The organism is Enterobacter cloacae complex sp. SHL022 (genome assembly GCF_049237785.1).
In the GTDB taxonomy this organism is placed as follows: domain Bacteria; phylum Pseudomonadota; class Gammaproteobacteria; order Enterobacterales; family Enterobacteriaceae; genus Enterobacter; species Enterobacter hormaechei_C.
In genome coordinates, this window is sequence record NZ_JBMKJH010000003.1 from 296,874 (window position 1) to 318,153 (window position 21,280).

Sequence of the window (21,280 nt, forward strand, 5' to 3'; positions counted from 1 at the left end):
GGAACTTGTCATGGGTCAATCGAGCGCGTGTAGGTCGGGTAAGGCGAAGCCGTCACCCGACGCACACGCAGGCTAAAACTTAATCCAGGTTCAGCTCGTCATAATGGGTGATCAGTTTGCCCACGATGCCGTAGTCCAGCGCTTCCGCCGGTGACATCCAGAAGTTACGGTCGGTGTCTTTCTTCACTTTCTCCAGCGGCTGGCCGGTGGCGTCGGCAATCAGCTTGTTCACGCGTTCCAGCATGCGGATGATCTCCCGCGCTTCGATCTCAATATCCGTTGCCTGACCGCGCACGCCGCCCAGCGGCTGGTGGATCATAAAGCGGGTATTTGGCAGCGAGTAGCGGTGCTCTTTTTTCGCCGCCAGGAAGATGGTGATCCCGGCGCTTGCCACCCAGCCGGTGCCAATAACGTGTACTTCCGGACGGATAAACTTAATGAAGTCGTGGATGGTATCGCCCGCTTCTACATGGCCGCCCTGGCTGTTGATGTACAGCTTGATCGGATCGTTACTGACGCTTTGCAGCAGGATCATCTGAGTGATGACTTTCTGGGCCAGCTCCTGGTTGATTTCACCGGAGATGACAATCGAACGGGATTCCAGCAGTTTTTGCTGTAGAGCGCCCGCGCCGTTTGTTCCTTCCGCTTTTTCTTTATCGTCACTGCTTTTCAGTGTGTAGTGCATCGTTATGTCCTCAGCTTGTCGCGCTCAAAATCAGAGTGTAGCCTGTTTTACCCGTCGGCGTCCTCACACAAAACATCGCGTGTCGTGCGCTGGCTCCGCCCCCGGAAAGGTCACTAAAAACAGCGCTCCACTCCTAACTAATTCGCCACATTTTTATTACACTTTCATATCATCTTCATATTGGTAAATGATAATAATAATTAATGTGTTAGTATGAATGAGGATAGCAAACAGTCGCTTACGTTCAAAAAGGCGCTATTTTATTGTCGATGATTTACTGATCACACACCGGGGCGGTGAATGGAACACATTGTTTATGTGGTTGATGACGATGACACAGTCAGACAGTCCGTTGTCAGGCTGCTGGAATCCGCGGATATGCACGCCCTTGGCTTTTCCTCAGCAGAAGCCTTTCTCAGCCATCCCTTTGAGGATCTGCCCTCCTGCGTGATCCTCGATATGCAGATGCCCACGATAACCGGATTTGATGTCGCAGATGCGCTGAAAGCCAGCGGGCGGGAAATACCGATCATCTTTCTCACCGGTCACGGCACCATCCCTATGTCCGTCCGGGCGATCAAAGGCGGAGCCTATGAATTTCTCACTAAGCCCGTTGAATCCAGCGCGCTCATCGGCTCCATCGAATCCGCGCTCAGACTGGCACAGCACAACGCCGCCCGCGTCAAAGAGCACTACGCCCTGAAGCAGCGCCACATGTCCCTCACGCCGCGCGAGCATGAGGTGCTTGAGCTGGCCATCAGCGGCAAGCTCAACAAGCAGATCGCCGCCGAGCTGGGCGTCAGTGAGATCACGGTGAAAGTGCACCGCCGCCGGGTAATGGAGAAAATGCAGGTCCGCTCCGTGGCCGAACTGGTCAGGGCCGTCGAGCGCCTGACCAAACATCAACCAGTGGAATAACCGTTACTCCTCCTGTCCGGCAAGCGGCAACGCGAAGGTAAATACCGTGCCGTACGGCTCTCTGCGGCGCGCGCTCAGTTTCCCCCGGTGCCGTTCAATGATGCTGGCGCTGATGGTCAGCCCCATCCCCATTCCCTGCGCTTTGGTCGAATAGAACGAGTCAAAGATCCGCTCGGTGAGCTCCGGCTCAATGCCACTGCCGGTATCGGCGATCTCAAAGATCACCTTCCCCTCGCCGCAGTTCGCGGTGGAGATCGTGATGCTGCACGGGCGATCCGTCACTTCCGCCATCGCTTCCATCGCATTCATCACCAGGTTAAGCAGCACCTGCTGGATCTGCACGCTGTCGCCGATGATAAAGCTGTCGTCAGCGTTCAGAAGATAATCAACGCTTATGTGTCGCAGCTCAAGTTCGCTGCGTGAAAGCATAATGATGTGGTGGATCAGGAAGTGCAGATCAATACGCGTAAACGTGGGGTCCTGCTTGCGCGTCAGAGACTGAATGCTGCGAATGATCTCCCCTGCCCGCTCGCCCTCGGCGGCGATCTCCTCCAGCCCCTCGCGCACTTTGTCCAGCCGCGCCGGATCGCGGTTGAGCCAGCGCAGGCTCGCGCCGGCGTTCGAGACAATCGACATCAGCGGCTGGTTGATCTCGTGCGCGATCGAGGAGGTCAGTTGCCCGACGGTGGTGGCCCGTGAGACTCGCGCCAGATCCGCCTGCGCCACCCGCATCGCATCTTCCGCCGCCCGCTGGCTGGTGATGTCGGTAATGATGCCGTAATACTCATTCACTTCGCTGCCGACGCCGACCGGATCGCCAATCCCGAGGATGTAGCGAACGGAGCCGTCGGTGCGGATAATGCGAAACTCCGCGCGCATCGACAGCCCGTCGCGCACGCTCTGGTTAACGAGGGTGCTGATCCGGCCATAATCGTCCTCATGCACGAAGGTTAAAAACTCCGCCATTGAGATCATCTTTTGCTGCTCCGGCAGGCCAAGGATACGGGCGTACTCTTCAGACATAAACATCAGATCCTGCACCAGCTCCCAGCGCCAGCTGCCGGTATGGCTGATCTGCTCGCCCAGCATCAGTGAGGTCTGGCTGGCGCGCAGCTCTTTCTCCACCCGTCGGCGCTGGATGTTTTCCGCCAGCAGCTCGGCGTAAAGCCGCGCCGTCTCCAGCGAAACCGCCGCCTGCGCGCCCAGCAGGCTGACCACGCGCGAATGTTCGGCGGTAAACACTTCCGGCATCAGGCGGTTTTCCAGATACAGCACCCCCACCAGCCGCGCCTGTTTGAACATCGGGACACACATCACGGCGGCGCCGGACGTCACCAGATACGGATCCTGGCTGAACGGGTGGAACTCCTCCGGTTTGCCGGTGCGGATCTCCTGCCCGGTGCGGATCACTGCGGCCAGCACCGACAGCGGCATGTCCGTCGCCATCGGTGACGCCTTCAGGATGCGCACCCGCACCCCGTCGGTACTGGTCCAGGCACTGGCCTCGATCTCCGGGATGTGATTATCGCTAACGCGCAGCAGCAGGCCACGCTGCGCCCCGGCCCGTTCAAGCAGCAGCGTCATCAGGTTTTCAATTAAACGCTCGAGGTTAATTTCTTCGGACAAGGCGCGTGAGGCTTTGATGACGCTCTGTAAATCGCGGATCACCTCGTTCTGGGCGAAGGCCGCCGTGTCATACGCGCGGCTCTGCCCGGAGGCCAGCAGATGGGGGAAATCCTGCTCCAGCTGGCGCACCTTGGCCTGCGCCCCGGCGCGCCCCCAGGCGGCAATCGCGCCGCGGAAATGGGCGTCGGAGGCGGTCGGGTAGCCGCAGGCCAGCGAGAAACGCCCTGCCAGCTCGTGAGCCAGGGCATTGATCGGGTTAAAGCCGCCCTCCCGCGAGAGCCGCACCGCTTTTTCATACTGCTCCAGCGCGATGCTGTTCATGCCGTCCAGACGGACGATTTCGGCGTAAATCAGCGCTTCTTTATCGGCAAACGTGCCCGAATTGATCCGCGCCCAGAGGGCAATTTTGTCGTAATGGTGATGAATACTGCGGCGATAATCCGCCGAGAAGGTCTCCGGCGTGAGCTGACGGGAGAGCGCCAGCGCGCTGTAAAAATGGTAATCCAGCAGATGAATATGACCCGGCGCGGACCACGCATACCAGCCCGCCCTCTCTAAATCCGCCTGTGCGTCGGCGTATTCGCCGCAGGAAAAGTGCGCCATCCCGCGATAGAGCCAGTACCAGAACAGCATAGTCGAGGTCTGCTCGGGCGCCTGCTCCGGCGGCGCGGGCAGCAGATCATCAGGCAGCGCCTGGGCGGCGCTCCATGGGCCCGTCACCGGCGTGCGTAAAAACTCCACGTAGCGGCGCTGAATGTGCAGAACGGTTTCAATGTCCTGATAATCCGTTTTGCGTACAAAGGCCAGACCGCGATCGATGCTGGTCAGCACGCCATCCAGATGATCGCCCCGGGAGAGGAAGTTAATGATCTGATGACAGGCCGCGAAACAGGCCATCGTCATGTCGCCGTGGGTCACCGCCGAGGTAAAGCAGGCCTTTGCGCACTCGATAGTGTACGACAGCGGCTGGGTCCAGACGCTGAGCTGATCGAGCGGCAGCAGAGTTTTGGCTTCATAGGCATCATAGCCGTGGCGGTTCACCAGCTCACGAGCCAGCGTGCCGTACTCAAATCCGAGACGGTATTCGGCGTAGCGGTGACCAATCAGCACGCCAAACCAGGCCATCGCCGTGGTGGAGGCGCCGGTGATGCCGTGATCGAGCGTGAGGTGCATCATCCGGCACAGGAGTAAAAAGTGCAGGCGCGGGCAGGTAAAACTGGCGAAAATACTGGCGCTGTAAAGCAGGTTCATCACCGCTTCGGTCTCTGCGTTCTCCATCAGCTTAAGCTGAGAAAACGGGTTCAGCGGCGCGTCGGCGGTGCGTTGACAGAACTGCTGCCAGGCCTCGTCACATTCGGCATTTTCCGGGTAGCGGCTGATCTGGATCCCGAACACGCCCAGCCAGCATAACGACGCCTCCAGCGCCAGTCGGATCTCCGACTGGCGCATATACACTTCCGCCAGCAGGTTGGCGGCCAGCGCTTTCTCCGTCAGCCCGCCCGGTGAACCGAGGATCGCATCGCACAGCGCACGCGTACGCTCCAGGTGCCCGAGCGCAAACTCACAGCCCGCCTCTTCGATATCCAGCATAAAGTCCGAGACCGGGCCCGCATTCCCCAGCGCTCTGGCGGTCTGGATATAGCTTAAGGCGGAAAGGTAATCGCCGGTACGCTTCGCACGCCGCGCGGCCTGAAGGCTCAGCTCCCGGAATCGCTGCCGCTGGGGTGCAGGCTGGATGCAGTCCAGCGCGGCGCTGACGTGGTGAACCGCGCGGAACAGCAGTTCGTTGCCCGCCGTCTGCCGTGCGGCATCCGCCAGCAGGCTGGCGGTGGTCAGGTGCAGATGGCTTTTCTCGCCCTCATCCAGCAGGGCAAAGGCGGCTTCCTGCACCCGATCGTGAGTAAAAGCGTACTCTTTCTCCGTCAGCACAATCAGCTGAGCAGTAACCGCCGGGTGAAGCGCGTAGCGGATTTCCGCCGCCGACCGCCCCACCACGCGGCACAGCATCTCCAGCTCGCCCGTGCAGCCGAGGCAGGCGATGCTGCCCAGCAGGCGGCGCGTCTCGTCGGGCATCTCCTTGAGCTGTTCAAGTACCAGCGTCACCACGTTTTCGGTGTAGTGCCGGGCGCGGATGGCCTGGAGATCGTAATGCCATTTCCCCTGATATTTGTTGTGCACCACCAGTCCGTCATCGACGATGCGACGGAAAAACTCCTGCACGAACAGAGGGTTGCCGCCGGTTTTTTCATGGATCAGCGTGGCAAGATCGGCGGTGCCGCTACTGCGGGCATGAAAAATTCCCCCGAGCCAGCGCGCCACGGCCTTCACCGACAGCGGCTGCGGCACAATCGTCGTGGCGTATTGCGCCGCCTCCGGCAGGCTCGCCAGCGCGGTCTGCAAGGTGGGATCAGAAAGCGAACTGAGATCGCGGTGCGCCACCACCACCAGCAGCGGGATGGCGCCGCAGGCGCGCAGCAGGTGATCGAGCGTTTGCAGGCTGGCGGCGTCGATCCACTGTACATCATCCAGCAGCAGCACCAGCGGCGCGCCCTGGGTGGCGAAGGTTTTCACCAGCGCCAGCACCATATGGCTGAAGCGCGCCCGCGCGTCGATGGAAAAGGTATCCGCGGAGAAACGCGGTTTGTTCTCAAGGAGTAAATTCAGCTCCGGCACCAGGCTGACGGCCAGCTCTTCATAGCCTTCCAGCGCGCGCGACAGACGGATTTTCCACGTCGCCACCTCCCCGGCTGGCAGCCCGAGCAGGTGCAGCGTGAGCGTCCGAAACGCCGAACTCAGCACGCCGTAGGGCAGCGTGGGGGAATATTGATCGACCTTGCCCACCGCCAGCAGCACCTTGCGCTGTTGCAGCGATTTCAGCGTGGTGGCGATCACGGAAGATTTGCCGATCCCCGAAGGCCCCCCAATCGTCACCAGTTCCGGCGCACCGCTCTGGCTGACCCGCTCAAACGCGGCGATGACGTCGCTGGCCTGCGGATGCGCAGAGAAAAGCGAATCGGCCAGATGGATCGCCGGAGAGCGATCCTGCTGGCCGGGAATAAAGTCGACAATTTCGCCTTCAACGGTTAGCGTCGCCTGGCAGCGCCTGAGGTCGGCAATCAGCCCGTCGACGGTCTGATAGCGATTCTCCGGATTCTTCTCCAGCAGCTTAAGGATAATGGTCGACAACATGCCGGGTACGTCCGGGCGCACCCGACCCGGCGCAAGCGGTTCAGAGGCAATGTGATAATGCGCCCAGTTGGTCTGGTCATCAGCGTTCAGTTCAAACGGCAATCGCCCGGTCAGAAGTTCATAAAGCACGATCCCCAGACTGTAGAGATCGCTCCGGCTGTCAACGGCGCGCCGGGTACGCGTGGTGTGTTCCGGTGACATGTAGGCGGGCGTGCCGCCAGACGCGGCAAGCCGGGACTGGGAGAAGGCGTCGGAGGTGCCGCAGGAAAGACCGAAGCTGCACAGACGGCAGGTGGCATCGTGATGAACGAAGATCGACCCGGGTTTGATATCGCCGTGGATCAGGTTGTGCTGATGCATCTGGCGCAGGGGACCGCTGATGCGGATCGCCATCTCGATAAAGCGGGCGATCCCGGAAATCGCCTTACCTGCCCGGCACGCCAGCAGTTCAAAGCAGAACGGCGCGTAGACCAGCGCAAAACGTCCGCGGTACTGGGTTGTAGCGACGGGCCGGATAGCCCAGCCGTCATGAAGGCGATCGCGCAGGGCAAACTCGTTTTTCAGCAGCCGCGTTGCCCGCTCCTCTTCTTCATCGCTGACCGCGGTGGCAATAATAAACGAACCGCCGGACTGGGGATGCCGCCCGTTCATCCAGGAGATGCCGCCCTCCTGCGCCAGCACGGTAAAAATGACATCCTCTTTCAGAACAAAAGCCCGCCCTTCATGGAGACTTCCCCGGGCGGGCCAAAATGCAGGCGACGTATGTTCGTTCATCCGCGATCCTTATTGTCGGCGGGTCAGCTCCCGCTGAATATGATCCAGCAGAATATCGATGTTAATCGGCTTACGCAAAAATGCAGCGGCGCCCAGACTGAGTGCATACCGCTGCATATTTTCATCAGCATGGCCGGAGATAAAGAGTATTGGCGGTGGCGGCATGGCCAGCAACCGCAGCTTCTCAAACAGCTCGATGCCGTTCATGCCGCGCAGCTTGATGTCGGCGATCACCAGCGACGCGCCGGACAGGGCGAGAGGGTGGCTCAAGAACACCTCTGCCGAATCGAAGGTATCGGTAGCATACCCTTCCGATTGCAGCAGGTTACTGAGCCCGCTGCGAACAGAGCGTTCGTCATCAATGATGGCAATGCGCCACGGCAGCGTCATGCTGTCTTTCCTCAAACAAATCGTTACGCGTCGCGGCTTTCCTTCGCGGGCGCGGGGGGCGCAGTACCGCTGATTTTCGGTACGCATTCATGACGAAACCAGGCCAGGGTCAGCGGTTCGCGGCTCACCAGACGCCGTCCGATGGGGATCAGCTGTTCACCCACCAGCATGCCGAACAGGCCTAGCAGCGCGACGACCGGCGGCGCCGGGGAATGTACGTCGAGCAGGGCGTAAAGTACCCCAGCCGCGGCCCCGCACACCAGCGAAATAATCCAGGCCTTCATGATGACGCTCCGGTCGGGTGCTGAACGTGGGGAACCGTCACCTGCACGGCAGCCGGATTATCGCGGGATAAAAGATGACGCATCGCCTGTTCACCTGCCAGCATCCCCAGCAGGCCAATCAGCGCCAGCGCGGGCGGCGCGGGGGAGCGCACCTTCAGCACGGCATACATCAGGCCAATCAATACGCCTGCCGCAAGGGATATCAGCCCAGTACTCATTGTGAACTCCAGAGAAAGAGGCAGCGGCGAGCCGGATGAGGGACCAGCCCGCCGACGGGAATTAGCGAGCCGGAACCGGCGCTAAGGTGCGGTGCTCGCTCTTCTGGCGAGACGGCGCTTTGTGCACCATGGTGTAGGCGTAATCCACGCCCATGCCGTAGGCGCCGGAGTGCTCGCGCACGATATCCATCACCGCGGTGTAGGTCTCTTTGCGCGCCCAGTCACGCTGCCACTCCAGCATCACCTGCTGCCAGGTCACCGGGATCACGCCCGCCTGGATCATGCGCTGCATCGCGAAGTCGTGGGCTTCTTTGGAGGTGCCGCCGGAGGCGTCTGCCACCATATAAATTTCGTAGTCGCCTTCCAGCATCGCGCACAGGGCAAAGCTGTTGTTGCACACTTCGGTCCACAGGCCGGCAACCACCACCTTCTTCTTGCCGTTGGCCTTCAGCGCGTCGCGCACCTTCTGGTCGTCCCAGGAGTTCATGGAGGTACGCTCCAGAATGTCCTGGCCCGGGAACACGTCCAGCAGTTCCGGATAGGTATTGCCGGAGAAGCTTTCAGTCTCAACGGTGGTGATGATGGTTGGGATGTTGAACACCTTAGCCGCTTTCGCCAGCGCCACGGTGTTGTTTTTCAGCACCTGGCGGTCAATAGACTGCACGCCGAACGCCATCTGCGGCTGGTGGTCGATGAAAATGATCTGACAGTTGGCAGGGGTTAAGACTTCGAGCTTAGAAGTGGTCATAAGATTATCCAGTGAGGTTAAAGGTTAAAATCGCCGCGAACAGCACGCCGATAAAATCGCGTTCATCCTATGACCCACAGCGCTGTGGTGTAATTATCTCTTCGTATAGTTAACCTTAGGTATAGTTATACTTTGGTATACCTATCCTATTGTATAACTGGATCTTTGCCGAAACCGGTTCCCATAATCCTGACCATTCCCCTCTTAGTCTGGAGCTCTTATGGTTACCCTCGGTAAAGCCGATCTCATTCTGGTTAACGGCCAGTTTCACACCGTCGATCGCGAGAATCCTCTCGCAGAAGCCGTTGCCGTGCGCGACGGAAAATTTCTGGAAGTGGGTACCGTCGCCGAGGTGATGCAGCACCACGGCGACGGCACCAAAGTGATCGATCTGAAAGGCCATAGCGCCATCCCCGGCCTGAACGACTCGCACCTGCACCTGATCCGCGGCGGGCTGAACTACAACCTTGAGCTGCGCTGGGAAGGCGTGCCGTCGCTCGCCGACGCCCTGCGGATGCTGAAAGAGCAGGCGCTGCGCACGCCGTCGCCCCAGTGGGTGCGCGTGGTGGGCGGCTGGAGCGAGTTCCAGTTTGCCGAGCGCCGCATGCCAACCCTGGACGAAATTAACGACGCCGCGCCGGACACCCCGGTCTTCATCCTGCACCTGTACGACCGCGCCCTGCTCAACCGCGCCGCGCTGAAGGTGGTCGGCTACACCAAAGACACGCCAAACCCGCCGGGCGGGGAGATCCAGCGCGACGCCAACGGCAACCCGACCGGGATGCTGATTGCCCGTCCGAACGCCATGATCCTCTACGCCACGCTGGCGAAAGGGCCGAAGCTGCCGCTGGAGCAGCAGGTCAACTCCACGCGCCAGTTCATGCGCGAGCTGAACCGCCTGGGGCTGACCAGCGCCATCGACGCGGGCGGCGGCTTCCAGAACTACCCGGAAGATTACGAGGTGATTGCCGAGCTGCACGAGAAAAAGCAGATGACCATCCGCATCGCCTACAACCTGTTTACCCAGCGTCCGGGCCACGAGCTGGAAGACTTTGAAAAATGGACCGACATGCTCACGCCGGGCCAGGGCAGCGACTTCTTCCGCCACAACGGCGCGGGCGAGATGCTGGTCTTCTCCGCCGCCGATTTTGAAGACTTCCTCGAGCCGCGCCCGGACCTTGCGCCGGGCATGGAGGACGAGCTGGAGCGCGTGGTGCGCCATCTGGTGGAGCACCGCTGGCCGTTCCGCCTGCACGCCACCTATAACGAATCCATCAGCCGCATGCTGGACGTCTTCGAGAAGGTGAACCGCGACATTCCGTTCAACGGCCTGCACTGGTTCTTCGACCATGCGGAAACCGTCACCCAGGCCAACATCGACCGCATCAAAGCGCTCGGCGGCGGCATTGCCGTCCAGCACCGCATGGCCTTCCAGGGCGAGTATTTTGCCGAGCGTTACGGCATCGAAGCCACCCGCCACACGCCGCCGGTGGCGAAAATGCTCGAGACCGGCGTGCCAGTGGGATTAGGCACCGATGCCACCCGCGTGGCGAGTTACAATCCGTGGACCGCGCTCTACTGGCTGGTCTCCGGCCGCACCGTCGGCGGGATGCAGATGTACGACCACAGCGCCCGCCTGGATCGCGATACCGCCCTGATGCTCTGGACCCAGGGCAGCGCGTGGTTCTCCAGCGAGCAGAATCAAAAGGGGCAGATCAAGGTCGGCCAGCTCGCGGATCTGGCGGTGCTCAGCAAAGATTACTTCCGCGTGCCGGAGGAGGAGATCAAGGGCATCGAGTCCGTACTCACCGTGGTGAACGGCGATATCGTCTACGCCGCTGGCAGCTTTGGCCCGCTCGCGCCGCCGGCCATCCCGGTCCTGCCCGAGTGGTCCCCGGTGGTGAAGGTGCCGGGCCACTACCGCAGCGCGCCGCCGCAGGCCGCACGCGTGGGTATGAGTGTGGCTCACCACTGTAGCGGCCCGTGCGGGGTTCACAGCCACCAGCATGACTTTGCCCGCACGTCAGCGATGCCGGTATCCGACGATAACGCTTTCTGGGGGGCGCTGGGTTGCAGCTGCTTTGCATTCTGATGAAACAAAATGACGCTTCGCCCCGGATCGATCCGGGGCTGTTCTTTCTGCGCCTGACCGGCAGCCTGCTGCTGCTTTACGTGCACGGCCTGCCGAAGGTGCTGCACTTCAGCGAAGAGCTGACGCGCATCGAAGATCCGTTTGGTTTCGGGCCGTATGCCAGTCTGATCCCGGCGATCGTCGCCGAGGTGATCTGCCCGCTGTTTATCATTGCGGGGGTTTACACCCGCCTGGCGTGCCTGCCGATTATCGCCGTGCTGCTGGTGGCGATGCTGGCGGTTCATCCGAACTGGTCGATTGCCGAAGGGCAGTTTGGCTGGCTGCTGCTGATTATCTTCACCACCCTTGCCCTCACCGGGCCGGGCCAGTGGCGAGTGCAGCGTAAAACAACGGAGAGGTTCGCATGACCCAGGTAAACGACGTTCGCGACGCACACGTCGAGACGACGCCCGCCCCGGCGGTTTCACCCTGGCAGCCGCTGAGCCAGCCGGTGTTCCGCATGCTGTGGATCGCCACGGTGGTCTCTAACGTCGGCTCATGGATGAGCGACGTCGGCATCAACTGGAGCATGCTGACGCTCAGCGCCGATCCGCTGGATATCGCGCTGGTGCAGGCGGCGAGCAGCCTGCCGATGTTCCTCTTCGCCCTGCCGTCCGGGGTGATCGCGGACATCGTTGACCGACGTAAATACCTGCTCTTCTCCCAGCTATGGGTGTTCATCGCCGCCGCCGGGCTGACGGTGCTCTCCTTCACCGGACACGTCACCCCTACCGTTCTGCTGTTGGCGACGTTCCTGCTGAGCGTGGGCGCGGCGATGAGCTCGCCGCCGTTCCAGGCGATTGTGCCCGATCTGGTGAGCAAGCCTGAGCTGGGTGCCGCCGTGGCGCTTAACTCGCTCGGGGTCAATATCAGCCGGGCGATTGGCCCCGCGCTGGGCGGTTTTCTGCTGTCGCTTGCCGGACCGTGGATGGTGTTTGCCCTGAACGCGCTCTCCGTGGTCGGCGTGGCGTGGGTGCTGTGGCGCTGGCGTCCGGCGCCGTCCGTGCAGCGTTTGCCACCAGAGCACTTCTTCTCCGCGGTGCGCTCCGGCATTCGCTACGTGCACGCCGCCCCGGTGCTGCGCAACGTGCTGGTGCGCACCGTGGCGTTCTTCGTTTTCGGCAGCGCGGGCTGGGCACTGCTGCCGCTGGTGGCGCGCCGCGAGCTGGGCCTGGGCCCGGCGGGCTACGGCGTGATGCTGGCGTGTATCGGCCTTGGCGCCATTGCCGGGGCCATCCTGCTGCCGCGCCTGCGCCAGCGGCTGAACGCCGACCGCCTGATGGTGGCCGCGAGCCTGACCTTTGCCCTCACCATGCTGGCGCTGGCGTTCGTGCGCCACGTCTGGCTGCTCAACCTGTTTGAGTTCTTCACCGGCTTCGCGTGGATTGCGGTGCTCTCGACGCTGAACCTCGGCGCGCAGCGCAGCGCCGCCCGCTGGGTTAAGGCCCGCGCACTGGCGGTGTACCTGACGGTGTTCTTCGGCTCGATGACCGCAGGCAGCGCCATCTGGGGGCAGATCGCCTCCCGGTTCGGCACCCCGACCGCGCTGGTTGTCGCCACGCTGGGGATGGTGCTGGCAAGCGCAACGGCGTTCCGCTGGAAGCTGGAGAAAGATCCGGACCTGAACCTCGACCTGAGCGGCCAGCCGCTGGACGGCGTGGAGATTGACCTGCCCAACGAGCGTGGCCCGGTGCTGGTCTCGCACGAGTACATCATCGACCCGCAGAACGCGAAAGCGTTTTTGCAGGCCGTGCACGAGCTACGCCGGGTGCGCCGCCGCGCCGGGGCGATGAGCTGGGCGGTATACGAGGATATTGAGCGCCCCGGCCAGTTTATCGAGACCTTCCTGATGGGCTCGTGGATTGAGCATCTGCGCCAGCAGGAACGCCACACCATGAATGACCTCCTGCTGCAGAGCCGCGTTCTGGCTTTTCATCAGGGCACAACATCACCGGCTATTCGCTACCTGGTCGCGCCGGTATAACCACAACCATCACCTGCACAGGAACACACTATGGCAACGTTTAAGGCAAAAGACGGCACGCAGATTTACTACAAAGACTGCGGCGCGGGCAAACCGGTTCTCTTCAGCCACGGCTGGCCGCTGGACGGCGACATGTGGGACAGCCAGCTGAACTACCTGGCCGAGCGCGGCTTCCGCGCCATCGCCTTTGACCGTCGCGGCTTTGGCCGCTCGGATCAGCCGTGGAACGGCTACGACTACGACACCTTTGCGTCCGACATTAACGACCTGATCACCACCCTGGACCTCCAGGACGTGACGCTGGTGGGCTTCTCCATGGGGGGCGGCGACGTGACCCGCTACATCAACAACTACGGCAGCGCGCGCGTGGCCGGTCTGGCGCTGCTGGGCGCGGTCACTCCGATCTTTGGTAAATCTGAGACCTTCCCGCAGGGTGTGGATCAGAGCGTGTTCGACGGCATTCGCGACGGGCTGCGTAAAGATCGCGCCCAGTTCATCAGCGACTTCGCCACCCCGTTCTACGGCATCAACGCCGGGCAGACCGTTTCCGCCGGTGCCCTGACCCAGACGCTGAACATCGCCCTGTTGGCGTCCCTGAAGGGCACCATCGACTGCGTGACCGCGTTCGGCGAAACCGACTTCCGCCCGGATATGGCGAAAATCGACGTGCCGACGCTGGTGATCCACGGCAGCAACGACCAGATCGTGCCGTTTGAAACGACCGGCAAGCTGGCGGCAGAGATGATCAAAAACGCCACGCTGAAGGTGTACGACAACGCGCCGCACGGCTTCGCGCTGACCCACCAGGATCAGCTCAACGAAGATCTGCTGGCGTTTGTGAAGGTGCTGTAATGTCGTCCAGGGGCATGTTGATCCGGCATGCCCTTATAGATCACTGTTTTAGGTAGTTATTCACTCAGGCTTACAATCCCGTAAAATTCATTCGCCAGGTTACTGAAGCCTGTAATTTTACTGGAGAGCATATGGACGCAGTTGAGCAAGACGTCAGATTCGAATGGGCAGACTTTTATCAGGCTTTTGCCTCTCAGCTACTGACCTGGCGAAATCGAAGAGAGGAGTTGGTGGCGGGTATTCACCGCATTGCTGCTGAGATTGGTAGTATGTCACACCTACAGGACAAGCCCGCTAATGGCGTCCCCCATCCTTTGAAAGACATTTGTCCTTTCACCACTATGGGCTTGTTTAATCGCTCGCTTACCGTTACCAACCGAAGAAATATCGCAGCCAGCCTGGCAAAACTGATAGGCGTACGCGAAAAGGTTCCTGAATCGTTCGACGGTATTCCGCTACTGAACAATCAGAAATCATGGTTCTTTGGCTATGAGAAATCACGTAAGCCTGAAGACATCGATACGCTGTGGGAAATGTTTTCTCAGGCAATCTCCTTCGCCGACACCCCAAACGCCGATCCCGCTGACTTCCTCTTTTCTTATGACGCCGCATCTAACGTGCGCAATGTGGGCTGGAACCTGACGATGGGATTGTACTGGCTACGCCCCTGGTTCTACCCTACGCTGGATAGCCAGTCTCAGTACTACATCCAGAAAGTCCTGAACATTAAAATCATTAAAAAAGGTGCCAAAGGGCGCTGTAGCGGACACAACTATCAGACCGTAGCCCTGGCGCTCAAAAAGGCTTTTACCCAGCCAAACTATCCGGTTCACTCCTTCCCTGAACTCTCTCTGGCGGCATGGAATATCGATTTGCAACAGTCAAATGATGAAGTCGAGCGGCTGACATGGAAAGCGTATTTGCTCAATAAGATCAAGGTGCTGTGCCTACGAAAAGACAGCCCCTTTTTCTCTTTGAGGGAGTTAAAAGAGGCCTATCTGGATGAGATTAAGGCGGATTATCCCAATAACAATACTATTGAATCATCCATTTCATATTATCTGCAAAAACTACGTGACGATGATGAACTGGAGTTTCAGACCCCCGGCAATTATGAATACCTCAACTTCGATAAAGGTGAATTGCAGAGCATCACCGAGGAAACGGTTGAAGAGAACGTGCCCGCGGAAATCCCCCACAAGCCTTACACGATAAGCAATTTGATCGATGAGGGCTGCTTTTTAGAAGAGGAAAAAATCCAATTCATCCTTCAGCGGTTACAGGCCAAAAAAAACCTGATCCTTCAGGGCCCGCCGGGAACCGGTAAAACCTGGCTTGCGCGCCGTCTGGCGTATTGTCTGATGGGCGAGGAAACCTCTAAGCGCATCAGCGCGGTGCAGTTCCACCCTACCCTCTCCTACGAAGACTTTATTCGAGGCTGGCGTCCTAACAATGAAGGACGTTTAGCACTGGTAGACGGGCCTTTTCTCCATGCAATCGACAAAGCAGTAAACGATCCGACAACTAAGTACGTGGTCATTATTGAGGAGATTAACCGGGGCAATCCTGCGCAAATTTTTGGCGAAACGCTGACGCTGATGGAGGCGGATAAACGTACGCCGAACGAGGCGCTTGAGCTCTCATATCGATCTGATATGGATGAAAAAACCTACATTCCTGAAAACCTGTATATCATCGGGACGATGAATATCGCTGACCGCTCGCTTGCTCTGCTAGACCTGGCCTTACGGCGCCGCTTTGCGTTTATTGATCTAAAGCCCGAGTTTAACGACGCGTGGAAAAAATGGGTTAACCAACGGTTTAATGTGAGCCTGGAAACATTAGCCCTTATCGAATCCAAATTAACCGCGTTAAATGAAAAATTGTCCAGGGATGCGGCCCTGGGACCTCAATTTTGTATCGGGCATAGCTATGTTACCCCACCTGCGGGGTTGAAAATTGACGACGGGATGGCCTGGTACGAGCAGGTTGTCGAAACCGAAATCTGCCCTTTACTTGCCGAATACTGGTTTGATGCGCCGGAGAAAGTCCAGGATTCCAGAAAGGAACTTCTCAGCGTATGACCGATCTTGCTGAACGTGACGATACGCATGCTCGGGCAGCTGTTTCGCGTATTCCTTTGCGGAATATCTGGCTATTGATGCTGTACGCCTCCAGTCTGTTTCGCCACCACGGGCGCAGCATGGTTGCCGCTGAAAACAATCCGGAGGAGATCCCGGCGCTGGTGGCCAGGATCCTGCTTCACGAAGTGGAGCAGCGGCTGTTAAGGCATTTAAGTATGGGATACCAAACTCGCCGCGCCACGCTTAACAGGGTAAGGGGACGCATTGATGTTCTGCGCACAACCAGTCGACAATTGCTTGAGCGGGCACAGGTAGCCTGCCAGTTTCAGGAAATGACGCTGGACACACCACGAAATCGCTATGTTCGCTCTGCGTTAGAGCACCTTGTTCCGCTGCTCAGCAACGGCCCGCTGGCTGCGCAATGTCGCGCAATGGCAATCAATTTGCGTCGTCGTGGTATTGAGGGGGGTATGCCCAGTAAAGGTGAACTGCCGTCAATCACACGTTTTGGCCGCCACGATGCGGCGGATAAAGCCATGGTCGATGCCGCGAAGCTGGCATTTGAATTATGGCTACCAACCCAAACTGCGGGGCAAAAACTGTTGCCAACGCCGTCTAATGATCCTTACTGGATGCGCAAGCTGTTCGAGAAAAGTATGGCGGGTTTCTATCACTTCCATCTTCCCAAAAAAGACTGGACAGTCGCTGCCGGAAAAGAGTTGAAATGGGGATTAACGTCTCAAAGTGCAGGGAGCGAAAGTATTTTCCCAACCATGAACTCGGACATTATTCTTGAGCACAAGCAACCTGCACAGCGCGTCATCATCGACACCAAATTCAATAACATTCTGACTAAAGGCTGGTATCGCGATAAGAGCTTGCGCAGCGGTTATATCTACCAGATTTATACCTATCTGCGAACGCAGGAGAACCGAACAGATCCATTATCTCTCCGTTCAGCTGGATTATTACTTCATCCAGCCGTCGATGTAATGCTCTACGAATTCGTTGAGGTACAGGGGCATAAAATCCACTTTGCCACCGTAGATTTAGCAGCAGATGCCGCCACAATGACTCAGCAATTATTGAAATTAGCGCGTGATTGCTGTGGGATAACTGACGTGAATTAAGTTCTGAAGTGGACGCCTGCATGACAGGCGCCCATTTCTCTTAGTTCGCCGGAGCCGGACGCTCATTCTCTGCACGGCTATTTTCTACATGATGCCGACGCTCCGCCAGCAGCCGACAAACCTCCGCATGCTTCTCCTCGGTAAAGGTAAAGCGCGACATAAACCCCATTCGGATCAGCGAGCCTATCGCCGGTAACAAACAAATGCCGAAGAACAGCCCCGACAGCACGCTATCGCTCTGGGCCTGCGCCTGCGGCACATAGTCGATCATCGTCAGAAACACGCCGATTAACCCGCCGCCCACCGCCACCGACATCTTGCCGGTAAAGGTCTGCCCGGAGAAAGTGATCGCCGCGCAGCGCTTGTTAGTGTGGTACTCCGCGTACTCGATGGTGTCGGCAATCATCGACGAGGTGAGGATGTTAGTCATCATCACGAACAGCGTGCTCAGGCCGAGCAGAATAAACAGCATCGTCACCTGCTGATACCCGACAAACCACATCACCACGCGCACCGCTACGTCCAGCCCGCAGAGGATCATAAACAGCTTTCGCTTCTGCATCCGGCGCGTCAGCATCGGCGCGACCAGGCACAGCACCGCCGCCACGATCCCCATCACGCCAATCGCCATTTGCAGGCTGCCGTCGCCCATATTGTTGATAAAGAAGTAGATATAAAGACCGCCCGCCACGTTGTGGAACACGCAGAAAAAGAACGACAGCAGGACGATAAACAGCGGCTTGTTCTGGCGCAGGTTGTGGAAGGTGTCGCGGATGGTCACCTTTTCCGGGCTCGGCGGCACGCGCTCTTTGATCTGCATGAAGCCGTTAAGCATCAGCGGCAGGCCCACCAGCATCATCACCAGCGCCGCCATAAAGTAGCCTTTATCGTTGCTGTACTGGGCGAAGAACGCCGCCAGCTTCGGGAAGAAGATGTTGGCGCAGGCAATCCCCGCGTTCACCCCGAGCATCGCCGCCGTCACCGCGCGGGTGCGCTGGGCGGAGTCGTTGGTCATCACCGACGACATCGACCAGAACGGGATATCGGAGATGGCGTACAGCGTCCCCCACAGGATATACGTCACCCCGGCGTAGAGGATTTTGGTGGTCATGTCCGCTTCGATTTTATAGAACGACAGCAGCGTGACGCCGGTAATCAGCAGCGGCGCAATCAGTAAAAAGTGGCGAAACTTGCCGAACCGGCTGTTAATGGTGTCCATAATGCTGGCAAACAGCGGATCGTGAACCGCGTCCCACGCGCGGGCAATCAGGAAGATGGTACTGGCCGCCAGCGCCGAGATCCCCAGCACGTCGGTGTAAAAATAGTTAATAAACGAACCCACTAAACCAAAGCTAAAACACTGACCTAAACCATAGCCAAAATAAGACCACAGCTCGCGAGACGGTATTTTCATTGTCATTGCCATTGTTATATGCCTGCCTGGTTGCCCGGCGGTCGGCCGCCGGGTCGATATTATTAGTCCTGCGCCTGCGGGGCGATCTTGCGCAGCTGCTGCATCAGGGCGATTTCACGGCGCGAGAACGGAATGCCGTTCTCCTCAAACACGTCGTGGAACCAGAGGCGGCAGTAGTCCGTGGACTCCTTCATCACCACCGGCCACGGCAGCCAGGTCTGGGTTTTGCCGCGCACCAGCCCCCACTGGTACGGCGCGACCTTCGCCGCGTACATCAGCGGGAGCTGCTCTTCGATGGTGCTGCCCACGTGGCGCGCCAGCCATTCGGTGCAGAACAGCGGACGGCCAAGCTGTTGCAGCTGCTGAATAATCGCCGTCATGCGCCCCGTGTGGGTGTAGGCGTGGAAGCTCACCACGTCCGAGAGCGCCAGCGCGGTCTGGTCCAGCGGATGCTGGAAGAACGTCTCGCCCTCCTCTTCCGGCGGCAGGCGCCACGCGCAGACGGTGAGCGGCTGGGTCGGGTCCTCCTCACGCACCCACCGGAACGCCAGCTTCATCAGCTCATGGGCGCAGGTCTCCAGCTTCGCGTCGTACTGCACCTCCTGCGTGCCCGTCGCGAAAATGCCGCGGTTGCCCGGCTCGTTGTAGAGATCCCACAACAGCACGCGCTTATCGTCGCGGAACTGGCGCACAACGTCGCGGATATAGCGCTCAATCTGCGGCCAGCAGTCGGGATCGCACACTTTGTCGCGCCCCGGGCTCGCCGCCGCCTGGCTGTTGTGCTTGCCCGGCACGGGCGGCTTTTGCGGGCCGAGATACGGCTCGTCGCCGGAGAAGCCGCAGTCGTCCATCAGGGTCAGCATGGTGCTGAACCCGTGATCGTCGGCAATCGTTAAAAACCGGTCGATGCGGGCCATCAGCCCGTCGCGGTCGTGCTCCCAGACGATAAACGGCAGGTTGATGCGCAGGGTGTTGTAGCCCGCGTCCGCCGCCCAGCCCAGCTCGCGCTCGATGGTAGCGGCATCAAAGGTCTCTGCCTGCCAGATATCGGTCCAGTTCACCGCCGTTGACGGCAGATAGTTAAACCCGCACAGCCAGCCTTTTTGCTGATACCACGCCTGTGCCTGCTCCCTGCTCCACTGCTCTTTCATTACGCGTCCTCTTACTGATAATATTTAGCTAATAAATATTAGTTGCGGGATAAATGCGCAAATCACGGCGTTGAGAAAAGCGACGGCCCTCACAAAGTTCACGCTTCGATGATTGAGAAACGTGATCGACGGCGCTAAAGCGTGCGGTTAGGGTATGATGCGAAATCGCGAAAGGGAGAGGACGGATGAAGCGAAAAACGAAAGTGACGATGAACGATATTGCGCGGGCGGCAGGGGTGTCGCAGGCGACGGTATCGCTGGTGCTTAACCAGTCCCGCAACATCAAGCTCAGCGACGACACCCGCCAGCGGGTGATTAACGTCGCTACCGAGCTCGGCTACGACCGCCTCCCCGCCGTTCACGCCCCGCGCAACCAGGAAGAGATCGCCCTGCTGGTGAGCTCCATGCAGAGCTTCGACCCGTTTATCGACGCCATCAGCCAGGCGCGGGAGGCCGCGTGGCGCAATGAGACGTTGCTCACCGTCTACGACTACGGCGACGACATCGAGCTGGCGCTGAACATCATCCGCCAGCTGGAGAAGCGCAACTGCATCGGGATTGTCCTCGCCTCACCGGTCACCACGCTGGTGGACATGACGGCATTCCAGGACTGCACCCGCATCCCGCTGGTGCTGCTTAACCAGCGCGACCCCGGCTCGCCGCTGCTGCCGTCGTTTATCCCGGACGACTACGCCAACGCCTTCCAGGTGACTAAACACCTCATCGCCTGCGGGGCCACGCGCATCGCCCACATCACCGGCGAGAGCTGGATGGAGGCTTCCCGCCAGCGTCTGGCGGGCTACCAGGCCGCGCTGCAGCAGGCCGGACTCGCGTGCGACGACGGCCTGGTGCGCCAGACCAACTGGCAGTTCAGCGAGTCCTTTACCGCGACGGCTTCCCTGCTGGAACTGGCCGAGCGCCCGGACGCCATCTTCTGCGCCAGCGACTGGCTGGCGATTGGCTGCTATCAGGCGCTGGCGGTGAACGGTGTACGCATCCCAGAGGACATGCTGCTGGCGGGCTACGACGACCAGAAGATCTCCGAGCAGCTCACCCCGCCACTGACCAGTATTCAGCTGCCCTACAGCGAGCTGGGACGGCTGGCGGTGGAGTACCTGTGCAATCAGGAAGATGCCGCCACGCACGTGACGCTGGCGGGCAGGCTGAAGGTGCGCGCCTCAAGCCCCGTCTGAGGTAAACACCATCCCCGCGTAGGGCTTCTCGCGGCACGCCGCCAGCCGCGCGGCGAGGCTGCCCACGTGCAGCTCCAGCTTGTGCCCATCCGGGTCGAGAAAATAGAACGACGCCCCCTCGCTTTTGTTCTGCTTCCAGACGGTGACGCCCGCCTGCTCAAGCCTTTGCGAGAACGGTTCAAAATCCTCTTCCGCCACGGTAAACGCGTAGTGGGTGTAGTCGCTCTCCTGCGGCGGCACATACTGGCGCGCCTCATCGTACGACAGGCAGACCCACAGATCGCCACAGGTGAGATAGGCCCCGGTATTCCAGCGGGCGTGCAGCGCAAGCCCCAGCAGCTCGTGCCAGAAGGTGACGCTTTTTTGCAGGTCGCTGACCGCGAGGGTCAGATGGTTGAGTGATTGCAGCATGACGTGCCCTTTTGTTTTTCGCGCCGGACGTGGTACGGTAAAGAGATGAACATAAACCACGCCGTGCTCACCGTAAACCGCTGGTGGCTGCCTTCTTA

At 59.6% G+C, this 21,280-nt stretch carries 17 protein-coding genes; 8 read left to right on the forward strand and 9 right to left on the reverse strand.

The genetic code is table 11. The annotated features are described in order from the left end of the window. Positions 1 to 79: 79 nt before the first annotated feature. Positions 80 to 685, reverse strand: a complete 606-nt coding sequence (locus ACOTZD_RS08280) for an ATP-dependent Clp protease proteolytic subunit (protein ID WP_003863062.1) — start codon at positions 683 to 685, stop codon at positions 80 to 82. Positions 686 to 985: 300 nt separating this feature from the next. Here ACOTZD_RS08280 and ACOTZD_RS08285 point away from each other — a divergent pair, with 300 nt between their 5' ends. Further along, entirely contained in the window at positions 986 to 1,603 is a 618-nt protein-coding gene (locus ACOTZD_RS08285; protein WP_003863061.1) for a response regulator transcription factor, read from the forward strand. Positions 1,604 to 1,606: 3 nt separating this feature from the next. Here the strand turns inward: ACOTZD_RS08285 and ACOTZD_RS08290 are convergent, their stop codons facing one another. From ACOTZD_RS08290 to ACOTZD_RS08310, 5 genes are all read right to left on the reverse strand, one after another. Then, entirely contained in the window at positions 1,607 to 7,192 is a 5,586-nt protein-coding gene (locus ACOTZD_RS08290; RefSeq protein WP_174402434.1) for a trifunctional serine/threonine-protein kinase/ATP-binding protein/sensor histidine kinase, read from the reverse strand. 9 nt (positions 7,193 to 7,201) lie between these two features. Further along, positions 7,202 to 7,582: a response regulator transcription factor gene (locus ACOTZD_RS08295; RefSeq protein WP_003863058.1), complete on the reverse strand. Its 381-nt coding sequence runs from the start codon at positions 7,580 to 7,582 to the stop codon at positions 7,202 to 7,204. A gap of 23 nt (positions 7,583 to 7,605) precedes the next feature. Beyond that, a complete protein-coding gene (locus ACOTZD_RS08300) occupies positions 7,606 to 7,866 on the reverse strand; it encodes a XapX domain-containing protein (protein ID WP_023324098.1) in 261 nt (86 codons plus the stop codon). Next, positions 7,863 to 8,084 carry a DUF1427 family protein gene (locus ACOTZD_RS08305; protein WP_003863054.1) on the reverse strand — a complete coding sequence of 74 codons (222 nt, stop codon included), beginning with the start codon at positions 8,082 to 8,084 and terminating at the stop codon, positions 7,863 to 7,865. Before ACOTZD_RS08305 ends, ACOTZD_RS08300 begins: the two co-directional genes overlap by 4 nt. A gap of 61 nt (positions 8,085 to 8,145) precedes the next feature. Further along, a complete protein-coding gene (locus tag ACOTZD_RS08310; protein WP_003863053.1) occupies positions 8,146 to 8,832 on the reverse strand; it encodes a hydrolase in 687 nt (228 codons plus the stop codon). Between the two features lie 220 nt (positions 8,833 to 9,052). Between ACOTZD_RS08310 and ACOTZD_RS08315 the strand changes: the two genes are divergently transcribed. The 6 genes from ACOTZD_RS08315 to mcrC all read left to right on the forward strand — a co-directional run bounded on the left by ACOTZD_RS08315 (position 9,053) and on the right by mcrC (position 17,013). After that, a complete protein-coding gene (locus ACOTZD_RS08315) occupies positions 9,053 to 10,924 on the forward strand; it encodes an amidohydrolase (RefSeq protein WP_421636265.1) in 1,872 nt (623 codons plus the stop codon). Next, entirely contained in the window at positions 10,924 to 11,331 is a 408-nt protein-coding gene (locus tag ACOTZD_RS08320) for a DoxX family protein (protein WP_017383877.1), read from the forward strand. Before ACOTZD_RS08315 ends, ACOTZD_RS08320 begins: the two co-directional genes overlap by 1 nt. Next, positions 11,328 to 12,947 carry an MFS transporter gene (locus tag ACOTZD_RS08325; RefSeq protein ID WP_174402436.1) on the forward strand — a complete coding sequence of 540 codons (1,620 nt, stop codon included), beginning with the start codon at positions 11,328 to 11,330 and terminating at the stop codon, positions 12,945 to 12,947. The genes ACOTZD_RS08320 and ACOTZD_RS08325 overlap by 4 nt, the downstream gene beginning before the upstream one ends. A 30-nt stretch (positions 12,948 to 12,977) precedes the next feature. Beyond that, a complete protein-coding gene (locus ACOTZD_RS08330; RefSeq protein WP_003863045.1) occupies positions 12,978 to 13,799 on the forward strand; it encodes an alpha/beta fold hydrolase in 822 nt (273 codons plus the stop codon). Between the two features lie 131 nt (positions 13,800 to 13,930). Continuing rightward, positions 13,931 to 15,883, forward strand: a complete 1,953-nt coding sequence (locus tag ACOTZD_RS08335; protein ID WP_022650329.1) for an AAA family ATPase — start codon at positions 13,931 to 13,933, stop codon at positions 15,881 to 15,883. Continuing rightward, positions 15,880 to 17,013, forward strand: a complete 1,134-nt coding sequence (gene mcrC / locus ACOTZD_RS08340) for a 5-methylcytosine-specific restriction endonuclease system specificity protein McrC (protein WP_129329723.1) — start codon at positions 15,880 to 15,882, stop codon at positions 17,011 to 17,013. Before ACOTZD_RS08335 ends, mcrC begins: the two co-directional genes overlap by 4 nt. A gap of 40 nt (positions 17,014 to 17,053) precedes the next feature. Here mcrC and ACOTZD_RS08345 read toward each other — a convergent pair whose 3' ends face one another. Beyond that, on the reverse strand, positions 17,054 to 18,439 hold the full coding sequence (locus ACOTZD_RS08345; protein WP_174402437.1) for an MFS transporter: 1,386 nt from the start codon (positions 18,437 to 18,439) through the stop codon (positions 17,054 to 17,056). Between the two features lie 50 nt (positions 18,440 to 18,489). After that, a complete protein-coding gene (locus tag ACOTZD_RS08350) occupies positions 18,490 to 19,578 on the reverse strand; it encodes a cellulase family glycosylhydrolase (protein ID WP_174402438.1) in 1,089 nt (362 codons plus the stop codon). Between the two features lie 185 nt (positions 19,579 to 19,763). Here ACOTZD_RS08350 and ACOTZD_RS08355 point away from each other — a divergent pair, with 185 nt between their 5' ends. Next, a complete protein-coding gene (locus tag ACOTZD_RS08355; RefSeq protein ID WP_174402439.1) occupies positions 19,764 to 20,771 on the forward strand; it encodes a LacI family DNA-binding transcriptional regulator in 1,008 nt (335 codons plus the stop codon). Here ACOTZD_RS08355 and fosA read toward each other — a convergent pair. Next, positions 20,757 to 21,182 (reverse strand): FosA/FosA2 family fosfomycin resistance glutathione transferase, encoded by a 426-nt coding sequence (fosA, locus tag ACOTZD_RS08360; protein ID WP_040020209.1) that lies wholly within the window; start codon positions 21,180 to 21,182, stop codon positions 20,757 to 20,759. The genes ACOTZD_RS08355 and fosA overlap by 15 nt on opposite strands. Positions 21,183 to 21,280: the final 98 nt, after the last annotated feature.